The sequence below is a fragment of the Nocardioides sp. CPCC 205120 genome (assembly GCF_048654585.1).
GTDB lineage: Bacteria > Actinomycetota > Actinomycetes > Propionibacteriales > Nocardioidaceae > Nocardioides.
Map to the genome: position 1 here is coordinate 831,680 of NZ_JBMCYY010000001.1, position 17,991 is coordinate 849,670.

The window sequence follows — 17,991 nt, forward strand, 5'->3', positions numbered from 1 at the left end:
CGCTCAGCCGTCGTCCCCGACGCGGGCGGCCGCGGCGGCGCGGACGGCCTCGCCGAACGCGGGCACCGACGTGCTCAGCCGCTCGATCGCCTCGGGGGAGAGGTGCACGACCTTGAGGCGGGTCAGGGCGACGACGGTCGCGCTGCGCAGCGTGTGGTTGATGATCGCCATCTCGCCCATGATGTCGCCGGCGCCGAGCGTCGCGATCTCCGTGCCGTTCTTCCGCACGGACACCTCGCCCTCGAGGATGACGTAGGCCTTGTCGGCGCCGGTGCGCTCGCTGATGGGCGACCAGCCCGCGGGCAGCGGGAGCGTCGTCCCGGCGGCCTTGACCTTCTCGATCTCGGCCGGGCTCAGGGCGTCGAAGACAGACATGCGGCTACCTCTCGCTTTCGCCGGCGCCGAGGATCGGCGCCGGTCCGTGCTCCCTCCGCCGGATCCTCGCGGAGCACTCCGCCGGATCTTCGCGGAGCGAACGGTCGGTGTAAAGCAGTGTTCGGTCACAGCGTCCGGTCCCGGTGGCCGGTCGGCCGACCGCCGGGGGTCAGCTCAGCCGAGCGGGTCGCGCAGCACCGGGCAGCTCATGCAGCGCGGCCCGCCGCGGCCCGAGCCCAGCTCGGAGCCGGCGATCCGGACGACCTCGATGCCGGCCGCCTCGAGCCGCGCGTTGGTCTCGTCGTTGCGCTCGTAGGCCACCGCCACCCGGGGGGCCAGGGCCAGGGTGTTGTTGCCGTCGTCCCACTGCTCGCGCTCGGCGGTCACGGGGTCGAGGCCGGTGTCGATCTGGTGGAGCACGTCGATGCCCATCGCTCGCGCGGCGGCCACGAGGAACGGCTCGGGCGGCGCGACCCGCAGCTCCAGCGCGGCCTCGTCCGCGGCCCCGGCGGCCGCGTCGGGCCCGCCGGCGAGCGTGACGGCGTGCGCCCGCAGGCTGTCCGCGACGTTGGGGTACATGACGACCTTGTCGACGTCGACCATCGTGCAGACGGTGTCGAGGTGCATGGTCGCCCGCTCCTGCGCGATCGGCACGGCGAGCACCGTGTGGGCGAGGCCCGCGAAGAACGCCTGGCGGGCCAGGCGCTCGACGCCCGCGGGGGTGGAGCGCTCGCCGACCCCGACCGCGATGACGCCCGGGGCGAGGAGCAGCACGTCGCCGCCCTCGACGTACTCGTTGTGCCAGCCGTGGATGCGCCGCGTGCCCGCGAACCGCGGGTGCAGGCCGTAGATCAGCTCGGTCAGCTGCGTCTCGCGGGCCCGGGCGGGCATCGCGAGGCTGGTGACGGCCACCCGGTCGCGCACCCACACGCTGGAGTCGCGGGTGAAGAGGAGGTTGGGCAGCGGGTCGACGAGGAAGTCGTCGGGCGCCAGCAGCGAGGTGACGAGGCCGTGGCCGCCGCGCACCTCGTCGTTGCGGATGCCGGCGGTGAGGGTGGTCGTCAGCTCCTCGGGGCTGGCGTCGGCGAGCGCGTCGGCGAGGTAGGCGCGCAGCGTGTCGCCGAGGTGGAGGCTCGTCAGCACCGAGGTGATGGCCTGCTCGCGGGCCTCGGGGCTGGCGAGGGTCTCGGTGAGCAGCTCGGTCAGGTAGAGCACCTCGACGTCGCGCGCCCGCAGCGCCTCCGCGAAGGCGTCGTGCTCCTCCTGGGCGCGGCCCACCCACGGGATGCCGTCGAAGAGCAGCTTGTCGTTGTTGCGCGGGGTGAGGCGCTTCAGCTCGTTGCCGGGGCGGTGGAGCATCACGGTGCGCAGCCGGCCGACCTCGCTGTCGGCGCCCCACGCGGGAGCGCCGGACGGTGCGGCGGACGGGGCGGCGCTCGGCGTCGTGCTCATGCGCGCCAGCCTAGGGCGGCACCGGGGCGGCACCGGGGCGGCCGGTCTGGACCGGTGGGCGCGCCGCGGGTCGGCGCGGGGCGTTCTGCCTCGTAGGGCGCGCGTGCGGACCTACCCTCCGCGGTGGGGGCGGAGGCCCCCGGGAGCAGACCGGGGGAGGTACGTCGTGCGGTCGTCGCCGAGTCCCCTCGTGCACGTCGCCCCCGTCGCGTGGGCGCTCGCCGGGGCCGCCGCGCTGGCGCAGGCGCTGCTGGCGTGGACCAGCCGCGGTGCCCTGTCGATGTCCACCCCCGCCGACGTGCTGGGTCTCGCGCTCGCGGACCGGCTCGTGACGGTCCCGGCCCCCGAGGTCGCCGCGCTCCTCGCCCTGCCCGTGCTCGGCGCCGTCCTGCTCGCGGCCGCGGGGGTGGGCCACCCCGTCGTACGGCGGGTGCGGGCGGTCGCGGGCCTCGCGGCCGTCGCCCTCACCGCCGTCCTGCTCGTGCGCGTCGCGGGCCTCGGCACCGCGTCCGCGCGGCCGGGGCCCGGCGCCCTCACCGCCGCCGCCGGCGCGCTGCTCGCGCTCGCCGCCCTCACCGTCGAGGCGCTCGCCGCGCCCCGGAAGGAGAACCGATGACCCACCAGCCGCCGCCCCTGCCGCCCCGGCCGCACCCGCCGGGCCGGCATGCCGAGGACGCCGAGGCCGCCGAGGCCGCCGAGGTCGCCGTCGCGGCGGCGCCGGGAGACCTCGACGAGCCGTCGCGCGGTGGCCGTCGGCGTGGGTGGCTGGTCGCCGCCTCCACCGCCGCGGCGGTCGGGCTGCTCGGCGTCGTGCTCGTGCGGGTGGCGGACGCGCCCACGAGCGGCGCGGCCACACCCGCCGAGGCCGTCGAGCAGCTGCTCACCGCCCTCGCGGCGGAGGACGGCGTCGCGGCGCTCGACACCGTCGTGCCCGCGGAGACCGCCGGCGCGGAGGAGCTGCTCACCGCCCTCGAGGACGCGCTCACGAGCCTCGAGGGCGACACCGGGGAGGCCTCCCCCGAGCTCGAGGTGACCCTGGAGGGCCTGGAGCTCGCGGCCGACGAGGCCGGGGACGACGCCTACCGCGTGCGGGTCACCGACGGGGCGTACCGCATCGCCCGCGAGGACGGCGGCGACCTCGACGACCTGCCGGTCGCCGGGATGCTGGGGATGCTCGACGTGTTCGCCTTCGCGGGGATGGGCGAGACGTCCGCCTCCTCCGACGACGACCACGGCTGGTACGCCTACGCGCCGGGGGACGGCGCCTTCGAGTCCGACCTCTCGATCGAGTGGGACGAGTCGGGCGAGCCGGGCGCCGTCGTGAGCGAGGAGGTGGACCCCGACGGGCAGGAGGGGACGGACGCCCAGGACCCGGCGGTGGACGGCACCGGCGTCGCCCCGGCGACGGAGACGGCCGTGGCCGGCGAGGTCGGCCCCTCGCTCGACCTCGCGATCCGTGACCTGTGGACCGCGTTGACCTGGACGGTCGCGGCCGAGGACCTCGCGTTCGGCGAGGACGGCGGGATCGCGACCGACCCGGGGGACCCGAGCTTCGTGGTGGTGCGCCAGGACGGCGGGTGGCACGTCAGCCTCGTCGGCACCGTCGCCGACCTCGTGGCCGGCTCGTCGGGCCAGGACCCGCCCGACCTGGACGGGTACGGCGACGCGCTGGCCGCCGAGGGCGTCGTGGGCGAGACGCCCGAGGACGCAGTGCGCGTGCTCGTCGAGTCGCCGGCCTCCGGGGAGGTCACCGACGTGCTGGCGGCGCTGCCCGCCGACCTGGCCGCGGTGCTCCACCCGTTCGCGCCGCTGCTGCAGGCCGACCTCGACGACGCGGGCGTGGTCGCGGACCTGACCGTCACCGACCTGGCCACCTCGACCATCGCCGAGGACGGCGACCGCGTGCGGCTGCGGGTCGACCGGCTCGTCGTGGACGGCACGCTCGACGACGGGCACGAGGCCCTCGAGGGTCCGTTCGTGGTCGACGGCGGCTGCCTGACCCTCGGCGGGGAGGAGACGTGCCTGCCCGCGTGGGCGGCCGACGACCTCGGGGTCGACGGGCTCGTCCTCGACGTGCGCGCCGTCGACGGCGGCTACCAGGTCGACCCGGTCGCGACCCTCCTCGGCTACGCCACGCGGGCGGTCGACGCCGGTCTCGGTGGCTTCCTCGACGGCTTCGTCGACCCCCGCTCGGTCACCGACCCGGTCGCCGTCACCCCGGGCGGGGAGACCGCGGTGCCGGTCGACGGGACCGGCCACGTGCTGCTCGAGGTGGAGGCCACCGCCGGCCAGGTGCTCTCCGTCGGCGTCGACCGCACGCTCGAGACCCTCGACTTCTACTCCCCGGGCTCCGAGGAGCCCGAGCACGGCGAGCGCTCCGCCACCTGGGGCGTGTGGGACGAGGACGCGACGACCGCGGCCGGCGCGCTCCTCGTCACGGAGACCGGCGCCCACACGGTGCACCTGTGGCTCGGCGGCGGCGACCTGCCGGCGGAGCTCACCGTCGCGGTGCACCTCGACGACACCCTGCCGAGCGTCGGGTACGACGAGCCGGTCGCCCTGCAGCACGGCACCTACGGGCTGGCCCTCGTCGACCTCACCGACGGCGCGGCGGCCGAGTACGGGTACAGCGTCACCGGGGCCGCCTCCATCACGTACTGCGCACCCGACCGCTGCGACGCCGACCTGGTCCTCGCTGTCGAGGAGGGGGTCACGGTGGTGGCCGACTCCTTCGAGGAGGGCCCGGCGGACGCCGAGCAGTACCGACCCGACGCGGGCTACGACGTCGAGGTCGCCGAGGCGACGCTCGTCGGCAGCGACGAGGGTTGGCTCGACCTGCCCTTCGCCGACGGCGCCTCGACGGTCGCCGCCGCGATCGAGGTGACCGCGGCCGGGACCGTGCTGCTCAACGTGATGAACCACCAGACGTCCGGCGACGTCGCCGTCGTGGTCCGGGATGCCGCGGGCACCGTGGTCTGCGAGGGCGACCGCGTCGGGGAGTACGGGGACGAGTACTGCGACTTCGCCGCCGTGCCCGGCACGTACGACGTGGAGGTCGCCGCAGTGGCGGGCGACGTCGACGACCCGGGGTTCGGCGTGAGTCTCTACCTCGCCGAGTAGGAGACCTCCGGCGGCTAGGGTCGCGGGCGTGTGGATCGTCGCCGCCCTCGCCCTGCTCGTCGCCCTCGCCGCCCTCGGTACGGCGGTGGCGGCGCTGCGCCGTACCGCTCGCCCGGCGCCCGTCGAGGGCGTGCCGGCCGACGTGCTCGGCCTCCGGCAGGAGGTGGCGGCGCTGCGGGCCGAGGGGGCCGGGGCGCTGCGCCACCTCGCGGTGGTGCGGTACGACGCGCACGGCGACATGGGCGGGCACCTGTCGTGGAGCCTGGCGCTGCTGGACGACCAGGGCCACGGCACGGTCGTGACCTCGATCCACGGGCGCAGCGAGGCCCGCACGTACGCGAAGACGGTGACCGGCTGGACGAGCGAGCAGCAGCTGTCCCCCGAGGAGCTCGAGGCCATCGGGGCGGCCCGCCCCTGAGGCGAACGCCCCACCCGTCCGGGTGAGAACGACCGTCGGGGGGTCGGGGCATTTGCCTGGGCGGGGCGTCGCTGGGAAACTCCCCCCTGCGGTTGAGCAGGCAGCCGAGGGTGAACCCTGCCCTGGTCGGCGGACGAAGACGAAGGTGCTCGACGTGCGTGTCTCCGAGCTGGGGCGTCGGATGGCGGAGCTGGCCCGGGAGCTCGATTCCCTGCGCAGCGTCGACGCCATCCAGGAGCACGTCGTGGCAGCGGCGGTCGACCTCGTCGAGTCCTGCACCAGCGCGAGCCTCGTGGCGTCGCTGCCTGCCGAGGGACCGACCGCCTCGACCGTCACGGACCCCCGCCTGCAGGTCCTCGACGACCTCCAGCGCGACCTCGGGGAGGGTCCGTGCGTGGACGCCGTCGGCGAGGTGTCGCTCGTGCACTCCTACGACCTCGCCGCCGAGACCCGCTGGCCCCGCTGGTCGGCCGAGGTCGTCCGCTCCGTGGGGGCCCGCTCGCTGCTGAGCGTGCGGCTGCGGACGAACCGCGACCAGATCGGCGTCCTGACCCTCTACTCCGACGCGGTCGGCGGCTTCGACCACGAGGAGCGCGAGAGCGCGCAGGCGATCGCGGCGCACGGCGCCGTGGCCCTGGCCGCGGTCCGCAACGTCGACCGGATGCTCGAGGCGATGAACCGGCGCACCACCATCGGTGCCGCCATCGGCATCGTCATGGAGCGCTACGACCTCGAGGAGCCGGTGGCCTTCGAGGTGCTCCGGCGCCTGTCGCAGGAGCAGAACCGCAAGCTGTTCGACATCGCCGAGGAGCTCGTGCGCGAGCGCCAGGTCGAGGGGCTCGGCGCCCCCGCGCCCGCCGACGACTGACGGGGCCGGGCAGCAGCGGCCCAGCACCGGCCCAGCAGCGGCCCGAGCACCGGCCCGCCAGCAGGGCTCAGCGGGGGACGCGCACGAGCACGCGACCGTGGATGCACTCCATCCGCAGCTCGCGCCCGGACCCGACGGAGTCGCCGTCGAGCTGGCGGGGCGTGTCGGTGTGGGCCCGCACGACGATGCGCTGCCCGGTGAACCGGTTGATGGTGTCGTCGATCCGCGACAGCTTGGCCAGGATGCGCAGCGCGAGCGGGATCCACGACACGAAGCGCTGGGGGTGCAGCAGCACCACGTCGAGCAGGCCGTCGTCGATCGCGGCGCTCGGCAGGAGCGGCATGCCGGCCTGCAGCGAGCCGACGTTGCCGACGACGACGGTGCGGGCGCGGTGGACGGTCGGCTCCCCGTCGTCGACGGTGATCTCGACGCGCACCGCCGGGAACATCAGCGAGCGCAGCCCGGAGATGACGTAGGCCAGCCAGCCGACCTTCTTCTTGATGTCCTCGTTGACGCCCTCCATGATCGCGGCGTCGAAGCCCATGCCGGCCATCACCATGAAGTGGGTGTCCTCGATGCCGTCACCGGAGACCGCGACGAGGTCGATGGCCCGGTCCTGGCCGTTGAGGCCGACGTCGATGGCGGAGCGCAGGTAGAGCGGGATGTCGAGGTTGCGGGCCAGCAGGTTCCCGGTGCCGGCGGGGATGATCCCGACGGGGATGCCCGTGCCGGCCAGCTCGGCGCAGACCTCGCGCACGGTGCCGTCCCCGCCGCACACCAGCACCAGGTCGGCGCCCGCGAGGGCGGCCTGCTCGGCCATGCCGGTGCCCGGGTCCTCGATCGTCGTGAGGTACCAGGTGGGCTCCGACCAGCCCGACTCCACGGCCAGGCGGGTCACGACGGCCCGGAACGCGCCCTCGTCCTCGACCTTGATCGGGTTGAGCACGACGGCGAGGCGCCGCGTCGAGGTGAAGACCTCCGGCAGCGGCTCCACCTTCCCGGCGGTGCTGCGGGGCAGCGGCGAGACGACGACCATGCCGAGCAGCACCATCCCGGCCGCCAGCAGCGCACCGCCGAGCACGTCGGTGGGGTAGTGCCGGCCCAGCAGCACCCGGTCCGCGGCGACGGCCACGACGGCGAGCACGCCGAGCGTGGCGACCAGGCGCCGCAGCCCCGCCCGGCGGGCGAGCATGACGGCGAGCACCAGACCGACGCCGGCGAGCGCGGTCACGCCCGAGACGTGGCCCGAGGGGAACGAGTTCGAGCCCAGCGTGCCGACCACGTCCTGCCACTCGGGCCGCGGGCGACCGACCGCGAGCTTGATGCCCGTGGTCGCCAACGCGGTGGCGAGCATGACGACGACGACGTAGATCGCCGCCCGGCGGTGCGCCCGCACGAGCAGCAGCGCCAGCACCGCGGTCATGATCGTCAGGCCGACCGTGCCGAACACCACCTCGACCGCGGCGAGCACGTCGCGCAGCCAGGCGACCTCGGTGCGCCACGACTGCGCGCCCTCGCCGCGGTTGTCGAGCTCCGCCACCGGTCCCCACCCGCCGACCGCCAGGGTGCCGACCAGCGCCAGCAGCAGGAAGCACGTGAGTGCCCAACCCAGCTGCAGGGTGCGGGAACGGTCGAGCACGGGGCCTCCTCGGGCGGGTGTCGGGCGGGTGTCGGGCGGGCTTCCGGGCGGGCTTCCGGGCGGGTACGTCGGGCCTCCCCGCTGCGGGGACCGGCGCGCACGGGGGCCGTGGAGAGTATGCCTGCTGCGGGCTCCGGAGCCGCGCGGGCGGGCGGGCCCGATAGCCTCGCCCCATGATCGATCCCCGCCTCCTCCGTGACGACCCCGACCGGATCCGCGCCGCGCAGGCGAAGCGCGGGCTGTCCGACTCCGTCGTCGACGAGGCCCTCGCCGCCGACCGCGCGCGACGCACCGCCATCGCGACGTTCGAGGCGAAGCGGGCCGAGCAGAAGCAGCTCGGCAAGCTGGTGCCGAAGGCGGCGCCGGAGGAGAAGCAGGAGCTGCTCGCCCGCACCCGCGAGCTGTCCGCCGAGGTCAAGGCCGCCGAGGCGGCGCAGGCCGAGGCCGAGGCGGCGTGGCAGGAGGCGCTGCTCTCCATCCCGAACCCGGCAGCCGAGGAGTCGCCCGCCGGTGGCGAGGACGACTTCGTCGTGCTGGAGACGGTCGGCACCCCGCGCGACTTCGCGGCGGAGGGCTTCGAGCCGCGCGACCACGTCGAGCTCGGCCGCATGCTGGGGGCCATCGACCTCGACCGGGGCGCGAAGGTGTCGGGGTCGCGGTTCTACTTCCTCACCGGCATCGGCGCGCAGCTGGAGCGCGCGCTGGTGAACATGGCGATGGACCAGGCGCACGCCACCGGCTTCACCGAGGTGATCGCCCCCGCGCTCGTGAAGCCCGAGGCGATGGCCGGCACCGGCTTCCTCGGCCAGGCGGCCGACGACGTCTACCGGATCGAGGGCCAGGACCTGTACCTGGTCGGCACCTCGGAGGTGCCGATGGCGGCGTACCACTCCGGGGAGATCCTCGACGGGGCGTCGCTGCCGCTGCGCTACGCGGCGTTCAGCCCCTGCTTCCGCAAGGAGGCCGGGTCGCACGGCAAGGACACGCGCGGCATCATCCGCGTGCACTGGTTCGACAAGGTCGAGATGTTCGTCTACACGACGATCGAGGAGTCCTACGCCGAGCACCAGCGCCTCCTGCAGTGGGAGAAGGACTTCCTCGACAAGCTGGAGCTGGCCTACCGCGTCATCGACGTGGCGGCGGGCGACCTCGGGCTGTCGGCGCAGCGCAAGTTCGACTGCGAGGCCTGGATCCCCACGCAGGGCAAGTACCGCGAGCTGACGTCGACGTCGAACTGCACCGACTTCCAGACGCGCCGCCTCGAGACCCGCGGTCGCTTCCCCGACGGCACCGCGCCGGTCGCGACGCTCAACGGCACGCTCTGCGCCATGACGCGCACCATCGTCGCGATCCTGGAGACCCACCAGCAGGCCGACGGCTCCGTCCGGGTCCCGGTCGCGCTCCGCCCGTACCTCGGCGGCCGCGAGCTGCTCGAGCCGGTCGGTGCCTGACGTGGCCGGCCCCACGCCGGGGGACGGCTGGCGTCCCCGCCTCGTCGCGCTCGACATCGACGGCACGCTGCTGAAGTGGGTCGACGGCTCGGGCACCACCCACGAGGAGGTCAGCCCCGCCGTGCGCGCCGCGGTCCAGCGCGCGCTCGACGCCGGCGCCCACGTGGTGCTGGCCAGCGGCCGCTCGGTGAACTCGATGACGCCGGTCGCCGAGCTGCTCGGCCTGCGCGGGCAGCCGACGCCCGACGGCGACGACCGGCTGTGGGTGGTCGCCTCGAACGGCGCCGTGCTCACCCGCTGGGCGCCGCTGGAGATCGTGCACGAGGCGACCTTCGACGCCCGCGAGGCGGTGCGCGCCGTGCTGGAGCACCACCCCACGGCGCTCGTCGCGGTGGAGGACCGGGACGGCGGGGGCTACCACGTCAACGCGCCGTTCCCGCCCGGCGAGCTCGACGGCGAGCTGCGGGTCACCGAGCTGGACGCGATGGTGGCCGAGCCGGTCAGCCGCGTCATCGTCCGCGACCCCGAGGCCACGGCCGAGGACTTCGTCGCCCTCGGCGCGCAGCTGGGCCTGCAGGGCACGGACTACGTCGTCGGCTGGACCGCCTGGCTCGACCTCACCCCCGTCGGGGTCCACAAGGCGTCGGGCCTCGCCCACGTCTGCGAGGCCCTCGGCCTGACCGCGGCCGACGTGCTCGCGATCGGCGACGGCCGCAACGACGTCGAGATGCTCCAGTGGGCGGGTCGTGGCGTCGCCATGGGTCAGGCGGTGGAGATCGTGCGGGAGGCCGCCGACGCCGTGACCGACACCGTGGCCGACGACGGCGCGGCCGTCGAGCTCGACCGCTGGTTCGGCTGACCGGCCCCGTGGCGGACATGGGTGGCACGGGCGACACGGGCCGTGCGGGGGCGCCGCTGCCGCGCCTGGTCGCGACCGACCTCGACGGCACCCTCCTGGGCGCCGACGGCCGGGTCAGCGACCGCACCCGGGCGGTGCTGCTCGAGCTCGACGGGCGGGGCGTGCCGGTCGTGTTCGTGACGGGCCGCCCGGTCCGCTGGATGGAGGAGCTCTGGGCCGACGTCGGCGGGCACGGGCTCGCGGTCTGCTCCAACGGCGGGATCGTGTACGACGTCGCCGCCCGCGCGGTGCGCACCGCCCGGCCGGTGCCCGGCGCGGTCCTCCTCGAGGTCGCCGAGCGGCTGCGCGCCGCCGTGCCCGGCACGGTGCTGGCGCTGGAGACCACCGAGGGCCTGGCCTACGAGCCCGCGTGGGCGCCCCGCCCGGGGGGCCCGCGCGACCCGCGCGACGCGGCCCCGCTGGTCGCCCCGTTCCCCGAGCTGGCCGAGCGCTCCGACGGCCCGGCGCCCTGCGTGAAGCTGCTGGCCCGGCACTCGACCCGCACCCCGGAGGTCTACTGGGGCGAGGTCGAGGAGGCGGTCGGCGACCTCGTCACCGTCACCTGGTCCTCGACCGGTGCCCTGGTGGAGATGAGCGCGGCCGGGGTCACCAAGGCCTCGACGCTGGCGGTGCTCTGCGAGGAGCTGGGCGTCGCCCCGGCGGAGGTCGTCGCGTTCGGCGACATGCCCAACGACATCCCGCTGCTGAGCTGGGCGGGCACGTCGTACGCCATGGCCGACGCCCACCCGGCGCTCGTCGCGGTGGCCGGGCACCGCGCGGGCCGGCACGACGAGGACGGCGTCGCGGCCGCCCTGGCGGACCTGTTCGGTCTGGCAGGATGGCCCGCGGCCGAGGGACCAACCGACACCGAGGAGGGCGCACGATGACCGAGCGACGGGCGCGGCACCGCGTCGGTGCCGCCGTGCTGGGCGGCTCGGTGCTGGGCGGCTGGGTGCTGGCCGCCGGCCTGGTGGCCCCCGTGGGCGCCGCCACGACCTCCCCCGCCACGACCTTCCCGGCCAGCACGACGGCTGCGGCCGAGCAGTGCGCCGGTGACGTCGAGGAGCAGACGCGCGACGCCCAGGTCGTGCTGCGCGGGGTCGTCCAGACCGCCGGCGCGCCGGGCGTGCCCCCGAAGGGCTCGGGCGACGCGGACGCCGCGGGTGAGCCGGTGCGCGACGTGGTCGTCGTCGCCGAGCGGGTCTTCCGCGGTGGCGTCGAGGAGGGCGGGGCGCCGCTCAAGGTGCAGGTCTCCGGCACGGCGTCGGCCGCGACGCCGGAGCCGCAGACGGGCGCGCCGTACGTCATGTTCCTGTCGCCGCAGGGCGGCGCGGTGGAGTCCTACGTGCTCACCACCGACCTGTGCGGCCTCGTGCCCGCGGCCGAGCTGCCGGACGAGACGGTCGAGGAGGCCGTCGCGGGCATCGACGCCGCGAGCCCCACCCTCACCTCGGCGGGCGCCGGGCAGCCGCCGGCGTACCTCGGCGCCATGCTCCCCGGCCTGCTCGTCGTCGCGATCGGGCTCGTCGGCTTCGCCGGTACGGCGCTGCTCGGCCGCGTGGTGGGCCGCCGCCACTGACGGCGGCCCGGTCACCCCGGCCGGGGTGACGGCGACCTAGAGGTACATCCCGCCCGACTCGCCGGGCTGCGCCGGGCGCGCCTGCGCGGGGAGGCCCGCCTGCGGGGCCGCGCCGGGCTGGCCCTGGCCGGGCGGCAGCGCGCGGCGCATCTGCTCGAGCTGGGCCCGGGCCACCATCTGCTGGGCGTGGATCGCGGTCTGGATGCCGTGGAAGAGGCCCTCGAGCCACCCGACGAGCTGGGCCTGCGCGATGCGCAGCTCGCCCTCGCTGGGCGTGCCGTCGGCGAACGGCAGGGAGAGACGCTGCAGCTCCTCGACGAGCTCGGGCGCCAGGCCCTCCTCGAGCTCCTTGATGGAGGACTCGTGGATCTCCTTGAGGCGGTTGCGGCTGGCCTCGTCGAGGGGCGCGGCCTTCACCTCCTCGAGGAGCTGGCGGATCATGCTGCCGATCCGCATGACCTTCGCGGGCTGCTCCACGAGCTCGGCGGGGTGGCGCTCGCCGCCCTCGCCCTCCGCGTCGTCGCCCTCGCCGCCGACGCCGGCGAGCGCGCTGGCCGGCACGGTCGCGACGGGCTGGCCGTCGGGGCCGATGATGACGACGCGCTGCCCGTCGTCGGGGTTGTCCCCCGCGGGGTCGCCGGCCGGGGTCGCGGTCTGCTCGGGCTGCTGGCTCATGCTCTCCACCCTAGCCAGCGGCCGGTGCTCGGCCGGTGCGGCCCGAGCCGTCAGAGGGTCAGCAGCACCTTGCCGGAGTGCGACGACTCCTCGAGCACCGCGTGGGCGTCGGCGACCTGCTCGAGCGGCCACGTCGCGTGGACGACGGCGCGCACCGCGCCCGTGCCGACGAGCGGCCAGACGTGCTCGGCGACCTGGGCGCAGATCTCGGCCTTCTCCTCCACGGGGCGCGCCCGCAGAGAGGTGGCGGCGACCGAGGCGCGCTTGGTCAGCAGCTTGCCGAGGTCGAGCTCGCCCTTGCTCCCGCCCTGCATGCCGATCACCACCAGTCGGCCGCCGGTGGCGAGGGCGTCGACGTTGCGCGACAGGTACTTCGCGCCCATGTTGTCGAGGACGACGTCGGCGCCGCCGAGCTCGCGGAGCACCTCGACGAAGTCCTCCTCGCGGTAGTCGATGGCGCGCTCGGCGCCGAGCTCGACGCACAGGGCGCGCTTCTCGGGGCTGCCGGCGGTCGCGAGGACGCGGGCACCGCGGGCGGCGGCGAGCTGGATCGCGAAGGTGCCGATGCCGCCGGCGCCGCCGTGCACGAGGAACGTCTCGCCCTCGCGCAGGCCGGCGGTCATGACGACGTTGGACCACACGGTGCAGGCGACCTCGGGGAAGGCCGCGGCCGTCACGAGGTCGACGCCGGGCGGCGGGGCCATGAGCTGGCCCGCGGGCACGACGACGTGGGAGGCGTAGCCGCCGCCGGCCAGCAGCGCGCAGACCTCGTCGCCGACCGCCCAGCCGTCGACGCCCTCGCCGAGCGCGGCGACCCGGCCGCTGCACTCGAGGCCGAGCACGTCGGAGGCGCCCGGCGGGGGCGGGTAGAAGCCGCGGCGCTGGAGGAGGTCGGCGCGGTTGACCGCGCTCGCCGCCACCTCGACGAGCACCTCGCCGGGCCCCGGCTCGGGGTCGGGCAGCTCGGACAGGACGAGGGCCTCGGGACCGCCGGGCTCGGGAGCTGTCACGGCACGCATGGCTCCGACCCTACGCTGGCTCGCATGTCCTCCCCCGGCCCCGACGCGGCCGCCGCCCGTCCCGCCGCCGCCCCGTCCGCCTCCCTGCGGGTCGCCCTCGTGCAGGAGGCGTCCGGGCTCGACCCCGCCGACAACCGCCGCCGCCTCGCCGAGGTCGTCGCCGACGCCGGACCGGGCGCGGACCTCGTCGTGCTCCCCGAGGCCTTCGCCCGCGACTTCGGCACGGCGGGCTCCGACGTGTCGGCGTTCGCCGAGCCCCTCGACGGGCCGTTCGTGACCGCCGCCGTCGCGGCGGCCTCCGCGGCCGGCACGACGGTGCTCGCCGGTCTCTTCGAGACCTCCGACGACCCGGACCGCCCCTGGAACACGCTGGTGCTCGTCGACGCCGGGGGCGTGCGCGCGTCGTACCGGAAGATCCACCTCTACGACTCCTTCGGCTACCGCGAGTCCGACCGGCTCAGCGCCGGGGAGCCGGCGCCCGTCGTGGTGCCGGTCGGGGGCTTCGCGGTCGGCCTGCTCACCTGCTACGACCTCCGCTTCCCCGAGCTGGCGCGCACGCTCGTCGTCGACCACGGGGCCGAGGTGCTCGTCTGCCCGGCCGCCTGGCTCGCCGGCGAGGGCAAGGCCCACCACTGGCGCACGCTGGCCGCGGCCCGCGCGATCGAGAACACGACGTACGTCGTGGCGACCGGCCAGCCGGCGCCCCGCTACACCGGCCGCTCCGTCGTCGTGGACCCGCTGGGGCGCACCGTGGCGGAGGCCGGCGACGGCCCCGAGGTGCTGCGCGCGGAGCTGCGCCGCGAGGTGCTCGACGAGGCGCGGCGCACCAATCCGTCGCTCGCGAACCGGCGGCTGTAGCGTTGGCGGCCGTGTCGAGAGCCTCCGCCGTCCCCCGTACCCCGCGGGAGCAGCGGCTGTCCGCGTGGTGGCTGCTGGTCCTCGGCGGTCTCGCGCTGCTCGTCGGCGGCGGCGTCGGCTGGCTGCCCGCCGTCACCGAGGGCCTGGGCGCCGTCGCGGTGTCCGCGGCCTACTCGTGGGCGCTCGCGGCCCGCACCGGTGGCCGCCCGGTCATCGCCGGCGTCCTCGCCGCGGCGCTGGGCCTGACGGCGCTCGTGGTCGACACCCAGACGCTGCGCACCGGCGCGGCCGTCATGACCTGCACGGTCGGCGCGGTGCTGGGCGTGATGGCCACGGTCCCGGCGCGCCGCTTCCTCGCCTGCGTCCGCGAGGTCGCGATCGCCCTCGTGCTCGCCGGCGGGGCCGCGGTCGGGGCGGTCGGCTACGGCCCGACCATCTCGCTGGCCCGGTTCGAGTACGCGGTGCTCGCCCTGTCGTTCGTCGTCGTCGCGGTGCTCGTGCACCGGCTCGGCGCCGGCCTGCACGGGCTCGGGCGCCGCGGCCTCGTGGGCGTCGTGGTCGGCACGCTCGTGCTGGCGGTGATCCTCGCGTACGCCGAGGCCCTGCGCCGCTACGGCGCCAGCTCGCTCGTCACGAGCGTGCTCGACACGGCCTCGTGGATGCTCGACACCCTCGGCGGCGTGCCCCGGCCCATCCAGGCCGTGCTGGGCGTGCCCGCGCTGGCCTGGGGCGTCTACATGCGCGCCCGCCGGCGCCAGGGCTGGTGGCTCTGCGTGTTCGGCGTCGCCGCCACCGCGCCCGTCGCCAACGGCGTCATGAACCCCTCCGCCACGCTGCTCGAGGCCCTGCTGAGCGTCGTCTACTCCGTCGTCGTGGGCCTCGTGGTGGCGTACGGCGTGATCCGCGCCGACCTGGCGCTCACCGGTTCGCGCGGTGCCCGCGCCCGCCGGGCCGAGGAGCGCAGCGCCGTGCGTCCCGAGCCCTCGCGCACCCGGCCGCTGCTGTGATGCGCACCGCGGGGAGCGTCCTACCTCCCGGTAACGACTAGCGTCGGGCCCATGGCTCGCAAGCAGTTCGTGGAGGTCGTCGCCGAGATGGTGGCGTCGGTGGTCGAGGTCGGTTGCGCCGTCGGGGACGACGTGACGCCGACGAGCACGGTGCTGCTGCTCGAGTCGATGAAGATGGAGATCCCCGTCCACCCGGAGCACGCCGGGCGCGTGCGGGAGATCAAGGTCGCCCCCGGCGACGTCATCCAGGAGGGTGACGTGCTGGTGGTGCTCGACCCCGCCTGAGCCCCGGTCGGCGGCCCCCGCGTCCCGCTCTCAGTGCGCCGCGGGCGGGTCCGCGTGCTCCGGCGGCCAGACGACGGCGAAGCGCTCGAGCACGATCTCGTCCCGCTCGTCCCACGCCGCGCCCCGCGCCGCGCTCGTGCGCGTGAAGTAGCGCCGGTGCTCGCGGCGCCAGCTCTCCAGCGTCCGGTTGTCCTCGCCCTCGTCGTGGGCGAAGGCGGCGTCGACCTCGGTGAACGCGGCCAGCCGCAGCCCGGTGCTGCGCAGCACGGCGCGGGGGGCTCCGCGCCCGTCGCAGACGACCCAGTGCCCACCGACCCGGGGCAGCTCCTCGCTGCGCGCGACGAACTCGGCGACCAGCTCGGCGGTGGCGCGCTTGCGGCCCGACAGGACCAGCGCCAGCAGCTCGTCGGCGAGCCGCTCGGTGTCGCCGAACCGGTCCACGACGAGCTCCGGCGCCGCGCGGACGGCGGCGGGCGACGCGGCGGCGTACTCCGCCCACATCCGTTCCGCCGCGGCGACGTCGAGGGGCCCGGCGGGGCGGGACTGCTCGGGCTGCTCGGGGACGTCCACGGCGGTGATCGTCCCAGGGGCGAACGAGCGGGCGGCGGACGGGCCGGGCACGGCAGAGGGGGCGGGATTCGAACCCGCGGCTGACATCACTGCCAGCGACCGCTTTCAAGGCGGTTCCGATCGGCCACTCCGGCACCCCTCCGTGCGCGGCGGCGCACCGGCCCGCGCGGGCGTCAGTCTAGGCAGGCGGGGCGGTGGCCTGCTCGGTGCCGACCCGGCCGGCCTCACGGACGCGCACCACGTGGTGGTCGACGTCGATGAGCAGGCGCATCAGCTCGCGGCGCACGGTGTCGGGCTCCGGGCTCTGCAGCACCAGGGAGTCGAACGCCCGGGCCCGCTCGATGAGGTGGTTGCGCTGGTCGAGGAGGCCGCCCTCGCCGCTGCTGCGCCACCCGGGGCCGTAGCCGTCGGTCTCGTTGACGAGCATGTTGCGGACGGCGCCGAGCCGCTGGCGGACCGTCCAGCGCCAGTTGCCGAGGGCGGGACCCTGGCGGCTGTGCGGCGGCGGGAGGGCGTCGAGCGCCACGTGCAGCGCGTGCAGCGCGGGGGCGGAGCTGCGCACAGGGTCACCTCCATCGGGCGTCCGGGCGGACGGACGGCCATCGTAGCGGCTTGTGACCGCCATCACGCGCCCGTCCCGCGGGCGGTCCCCGCTCCCGGGTCCCGCGCCCGGCGGGGGAGAATGGCGGGGTGCAGCACGACTACCGCCCGGCCCCCGCCCTCGTCGCCCGACTGATGGGCCTCGCCCTCGCCGGCCTCGGGGTGGTCCTGCTGGTCCTCCTGCTCGTGGCGTGGCTGCTCGACCTGCCGCTCGGGTACGCCGTGCTCCCCGCCGCCGTCCTGCTGTTCGTCCTCGGCGCCGTCGGTCTCCACCTGCTCACCCGGGCCACGGTCCTGCGCTTCACCGACCAGGGCTACCGGCTGCGCTTCGTGCGGGGCGCCGGCGTGACCCGCGCCCGGTGGGCCGACGTCGAGGACGCCGTGACCACCCACGTCGCGGGCTCGCCCTGCATCGTGCTGCGCCTGCGCGACGGCGGGTCGACGACGATCCCCGTCGACGTGCTGGCGGGCGACCGCGAGGAGCTGATCCACGTCGTGCAGGCGGCGCTGGACCGCGGCCACGGGCTGCGCCGCCTGAAGTGAGCCCCGTCGGCCCCGGGCGCGACCTGATTGCGCACTCCCCGCGGGTTCCTTGTAGCCTGTCCGGGCTGTCGGGGAGGCGTCGCCTAGTCCGGTCTATGGCGCCCGCCTGCTAAGCGGGTTTGGAGCTACAACTCCATCGAGGGTTCAAATCCCTCCGCCTCCGCAGCAGGGTCCCGGCTCGTCCCGGGACCCGGACGTGACGAGACCCCGTCCGGACCTGGTCCGGGCGGGGTCTCGTCGTCCCTGGGTACGGTGCCGGCCCCCGACGCCCGGCCCGACGCCCGGCCCCGGGGCCCGTTGCGCGCACTTCTCACCTGGTCCTGCATATATCTGCATTGCACAGAGTTGAGCCAGCATTCGGCACTGCGGGCCCCTCGGGGTGTCGCAGTATTGACCACGGAGCGCCGCGAGGCCCGCGGCGCACGAGCAGGATGGAGACCTGGATGAGATTCGTTCGTCGAGCTGGCCTCGCGCTGGCAGCGACTGCGGTGAGCATCGGGCTTCTCGGGGCCGCATCGACCACGGCGCACGCCGACACCAGCTGGGGTCAGAAGTTCAAGAAGACCGTTCCCACGGAGACCGTCGAGGTCCAGCCCCTCGACACCAGCTGGGGCATGAAGTGATCGGCTGAGCC

At 75.6% G+C, this 17,991-nt stretch carries 20 protein-coding genes and 2 tRNA genes; 14 read left to right on the top strand and 8 right to left on the bottom strand.

The window, feature by feature from the left end:
* Positions 1-3 precede the first annotated feature (3 nt).
* Together ACOACO_RS03915 and ACOACO_RS03920 are read right to left on the bottom strand one after the other, a co-directional pair.
* Entirely contained in the window at positions 4-375 is a 372-nt protein-coding gene (locus tag ACOACO_RS03915) for a cyclic nucleotide-binding domain-containing protein (protein ID WP_420294942.1), read from the bottom strand.
* Positions 376-549: 174 nt separating this feature from the next.
* On the bottom strand, positions 550-1,827 hold the full coding sequence (locus ACOACO_RS03920) for an arginine deiminase (protein WP_420294943.1): 1,278 nt from the start codon (positions 1,825-1,827) through the stop codon (positions 550-552).
* A 166-nt stretch (positions 1,828-1,993) separates the two neighbouring features.
* Here ACOACO_RS03920 and ACOACO_RS03925 point away from each other — a divergent pair, with 166 nt between their 5' ends.
* From ACOACO_RS03925 to ACOACO_RS03940, 4 genes are all read left to right on the top strand, one after another.
* A complete protein-coding gene (locus ACOACO_RS03925; RefSeq protein ID WP_420294944.1) occupies positions 1,994-2,443 on the top strand; it encodes a hypothetical protein in 450 nt (149 codons plus the stop codon).
* Entirely contained in the window at positions 2,440-4,947 is a 2,508-nt protein-coding gene (locus ACOACO_RS03930) for a hypothetical protein (RefSeq protein WP_420294945.1), read from the top strand. Before ACOACO_RS03925 ends, ACOACO_RS03930 begins: the two co-directional genes overlap by 4 nt.
* A gap of 28 nt (positions 4,948-4,975) precedes the next feature.
* The gene (locus tag ACOACO_RS03935) at positions 4,976-5,365 is read left to right on the top strand and encodes a DUF4446 family protein (protein WP_420294946.1); all 390 of its coding nucleotides are present in this window, start codon (positions 4,976-4,978) and stop codon (positions 5,363-5,365) included.
* 154 nt (positions 5,366-5,519) lie between these two features.
* The gene (locus ACOACO_RS03940) at positions 5,520-6,233 is read left to right on the top strand and encodes a GAF and ANTAR domain-containing protein (RefSeq protein ID WP_420294947.1); all 714 of its coding nucleotides are present in this window, start codon (positions 5,520-5,522) and stop codon (positions 6,231-6,233) included.
* Positions 6,234-6,300: 67 nt separating this feature from the next.
* Here ACOACO_RS03940 and ACOACO_RS03945 read toward each other — a convergent pair whose 3' ends face one another.
* Positions 6,301-7,872 carry a diacylglycerol kinase family protein gene (locus tag ACOACO_RS03945; RefSeq protein WP_420294948.1) on the bottom strand — a complete coding sequence of 524 codons (1,572 nt, stop codon included), beginning with the start codon at positions 7,870-7,872 and terminating at the stop codon, positions 6,301-6,303.
* Between the two features lie 173 nt (positions 7,873-8,045).
* Here ACOACO_RS03945 and serS point away from each other — a divergent pair, with 173 nt between their 5' ends.
* The 4 genes from serS to ACOACO_RS03965 are packed head-to-tail and all read left to right on the top strand — an operon-like array spanning position 8,046 to position 11,800.
* A complete protein-coding gene (gene serS / locus ACOACO_RS03950; RefSeq protein ID WP_420294949.1) occupies positions 8,046-9,323 on the top strand; it encodes a serine--tRNA ligase in 1,278 nt (425 codons plus the stop codon).
* A gap of 1 nt (position 9,324) precedes the next feature.
* Positions 9,325-10,182: an HAD family hydrolase gene (locus tag ACOACO_RS03955; RefSeq protein ID WP_420294950.1), complete on the top strand. Its 858-nt coding sequence runs from the start codon at positions 9,325-9,327 to the stop codon at positions 10,180-10,182.
* Positions 10,183-10,199: 17 nt separating this feature from the next.
* A complete protein-coding gene (locus tag ACOACO_RS03960; RefSeq protein WP_420294951.1) occupies positions 10,200-11,108 on the top strand; it encodes an HAD family hydrolase in 909 nt (302 codons plus the stop codon).
* Complete coding sequence (locus ACOACO_RS03965; RefSeq protein ID WP_420294952.1) at positions 11,105-11,800, top strand: hypothetical protein; 696 nt, start codon at positions 11,105-11,107, stop codon at positions 11,798-11,800. Before ACOACO_RS03960 ends, ACOACO_RS03965 begins: the two co-directional genes overlap by 4 nt.
* A 36-nt stretch (positions 11,801-11,836) precedes the next feature.
* Here ACOACO_RS03965 and ACOACO_RS03970 read toward each other — a convergent pair whose 3' ends face one another.
* Both ACOACO_RS03970 and ACOACO_RS03975 read right to left on the bottom strand, forming a co-directional pair.
* Positions 11,837-12,475 (bottom strand): bacterial proteasome activator family protein, encoded by a 639-nt coding sequence (locus tag ACOACO_RS03970; protein ID WP_420294953.1) that lies wholly within the window; start codon positions 12,473-12,475, stop codon positions 11,837-11,839.
* A 50-nt stretch (positions 12,476-12,525) separates the two neighbouring features.
* Positions 12,526-13,494: an NAD(P)H-quinone oxidoreductase gene (locus tag ACOACO_RS03975; protein WP_420294954.1), complete on the bottom strand. Its 969-nt coding sequence runs from the start codon at positions 13,492-13,494 to the stop codon at positions 12,526-12,528.
* 24 nt (positions 13,495-13,518) lie between these two features.
* On the opposite strand from ACOACO_RS03975, the gene ACOACO_RS03980 reads away from it, so the two are divergent.
* The 3 genes from ACOACO_RS03980 to ACOACO_RS03990 are packed head-to-tail and all read left to right on the top strand — an operon-like array spanning position 13,519 to position 15,644.
* Positions 13,519-14,352 (top strand): carbon-nitrogen hydrolase family protein, encoded by an 834-nt coding sequence (locus ACOACO_RS03980; protein WP_420294955.1) that lies wholly within the window; start codon positions 13,519-13,521, stop codon positions 14,350-14,352.
* Between the two features lie 11 nt (positions 14,353-14,363).
* Positions 14,364-15,359: a hypothetical protein gene (locus tag ACOACO_RS03985; protein WP_420294956.1), complete on the top strand. Its 996-nt coding sequence runs from the start codon at positions 14,364-14,366 to the stop codon at positions 15,357-15,359.
* Positions 15,360-15,410: 51 nt separating this feature from the next.
* Complete coding sequence (locus ACOACO_RS03990) at positions 15,411-15,644, top strand: biotin/lipoyl-binding carrier protein (protein ID WP_420294957.1); 234 nt, start codon at positions 15,411-15,413, stop codon at positions 15,642-15,644.
* A 30-nt stretch (positions 15,645-15,674) separates the two neighbouring features.
* Here ACOACO_RS03990 and ACOACO_RS03995 read toward each other — a convergent pair whose 3' ends face one another.
* The 3 genes from ACOACO_RS03995 to ACOACO_RS04005 all read right to left on the bottom strand — a co-directional run bounded on the left by ACOACO_RS03995 (position 15,675) and on the right by ACOACO_RS04005 (position 16,776).
* Positions 15,675-16,214, bottom strand: a complete 540-nt coding sequence (locus ACOACO_RS03995; RefSeq protein ID WP_420294958.1) for an ASCH domain-containing protein — start codon at positions 16,212-16,214, stop codon at positions 15,675-15,677.
* A gap of 53 nt (positions 16,215-16,267) precedes the next feature.
* A tRNA-Ser gene (locus ACOACO_RS04000) sits at positions 16,268-16,356 on the bottom strand.
* 36 nt (positions 16,357-16,392) lie between these two features.
* Positions 16,393-16,776 carry a hypothetical protein gene (locus ACOACO_RS04005; RefSeq protein WP_420294959.1) on the bottom strand — a complete coding sequence of 128 codons (384 nt, stop codon included), beginning with the start codon at positions 16,774-16,776 and terminating at the stop codon, positions 16,393-16,395.
* 128 nt (positions 16,777-16,904) lie between these two features.
* Between ACOACO_RS04005 and ACOACO_RS04010 the strand changes: the two genes are divergently transcribed.
* The 3 genes from ACOACO_RS04010 to ACOACO_RS04020 all read left to right on the top strand — a co-directional run bounded on the left by ACOACO_RS04010 (position 16,905) and on the right by ACOACO_RS04020 (position 17,980).
* Entirely contained in the window at positions 16,905-17,357 is a 453-nt protein-coding gene (locus ACOACO_RS04010; RefSeq protein WP_420294960.1) for a hypothetical protein, read from the top strand.
* 72 nt (positions 17,358-17,429) lie between these two features.
* A tRNA-Ser gene (locus ACOACO_RS04015) sits at positions 17,430-17,520 on the top strand.
* 325 nt (positions 17,521-17,845) lie between these two features.
* Positions 17,846-17,980: a hypothetical protein gene (locus ACOACO_RS04020; protein WP_420294961.1), complete on the top strand. Its 135-nt coding sequence runs from the start codon at positions 17,846-17,848 to the stop codon at positions 17,978-17,980.
* Positions 17,981-17,991 lie beyond the last annotated feature (11 nt).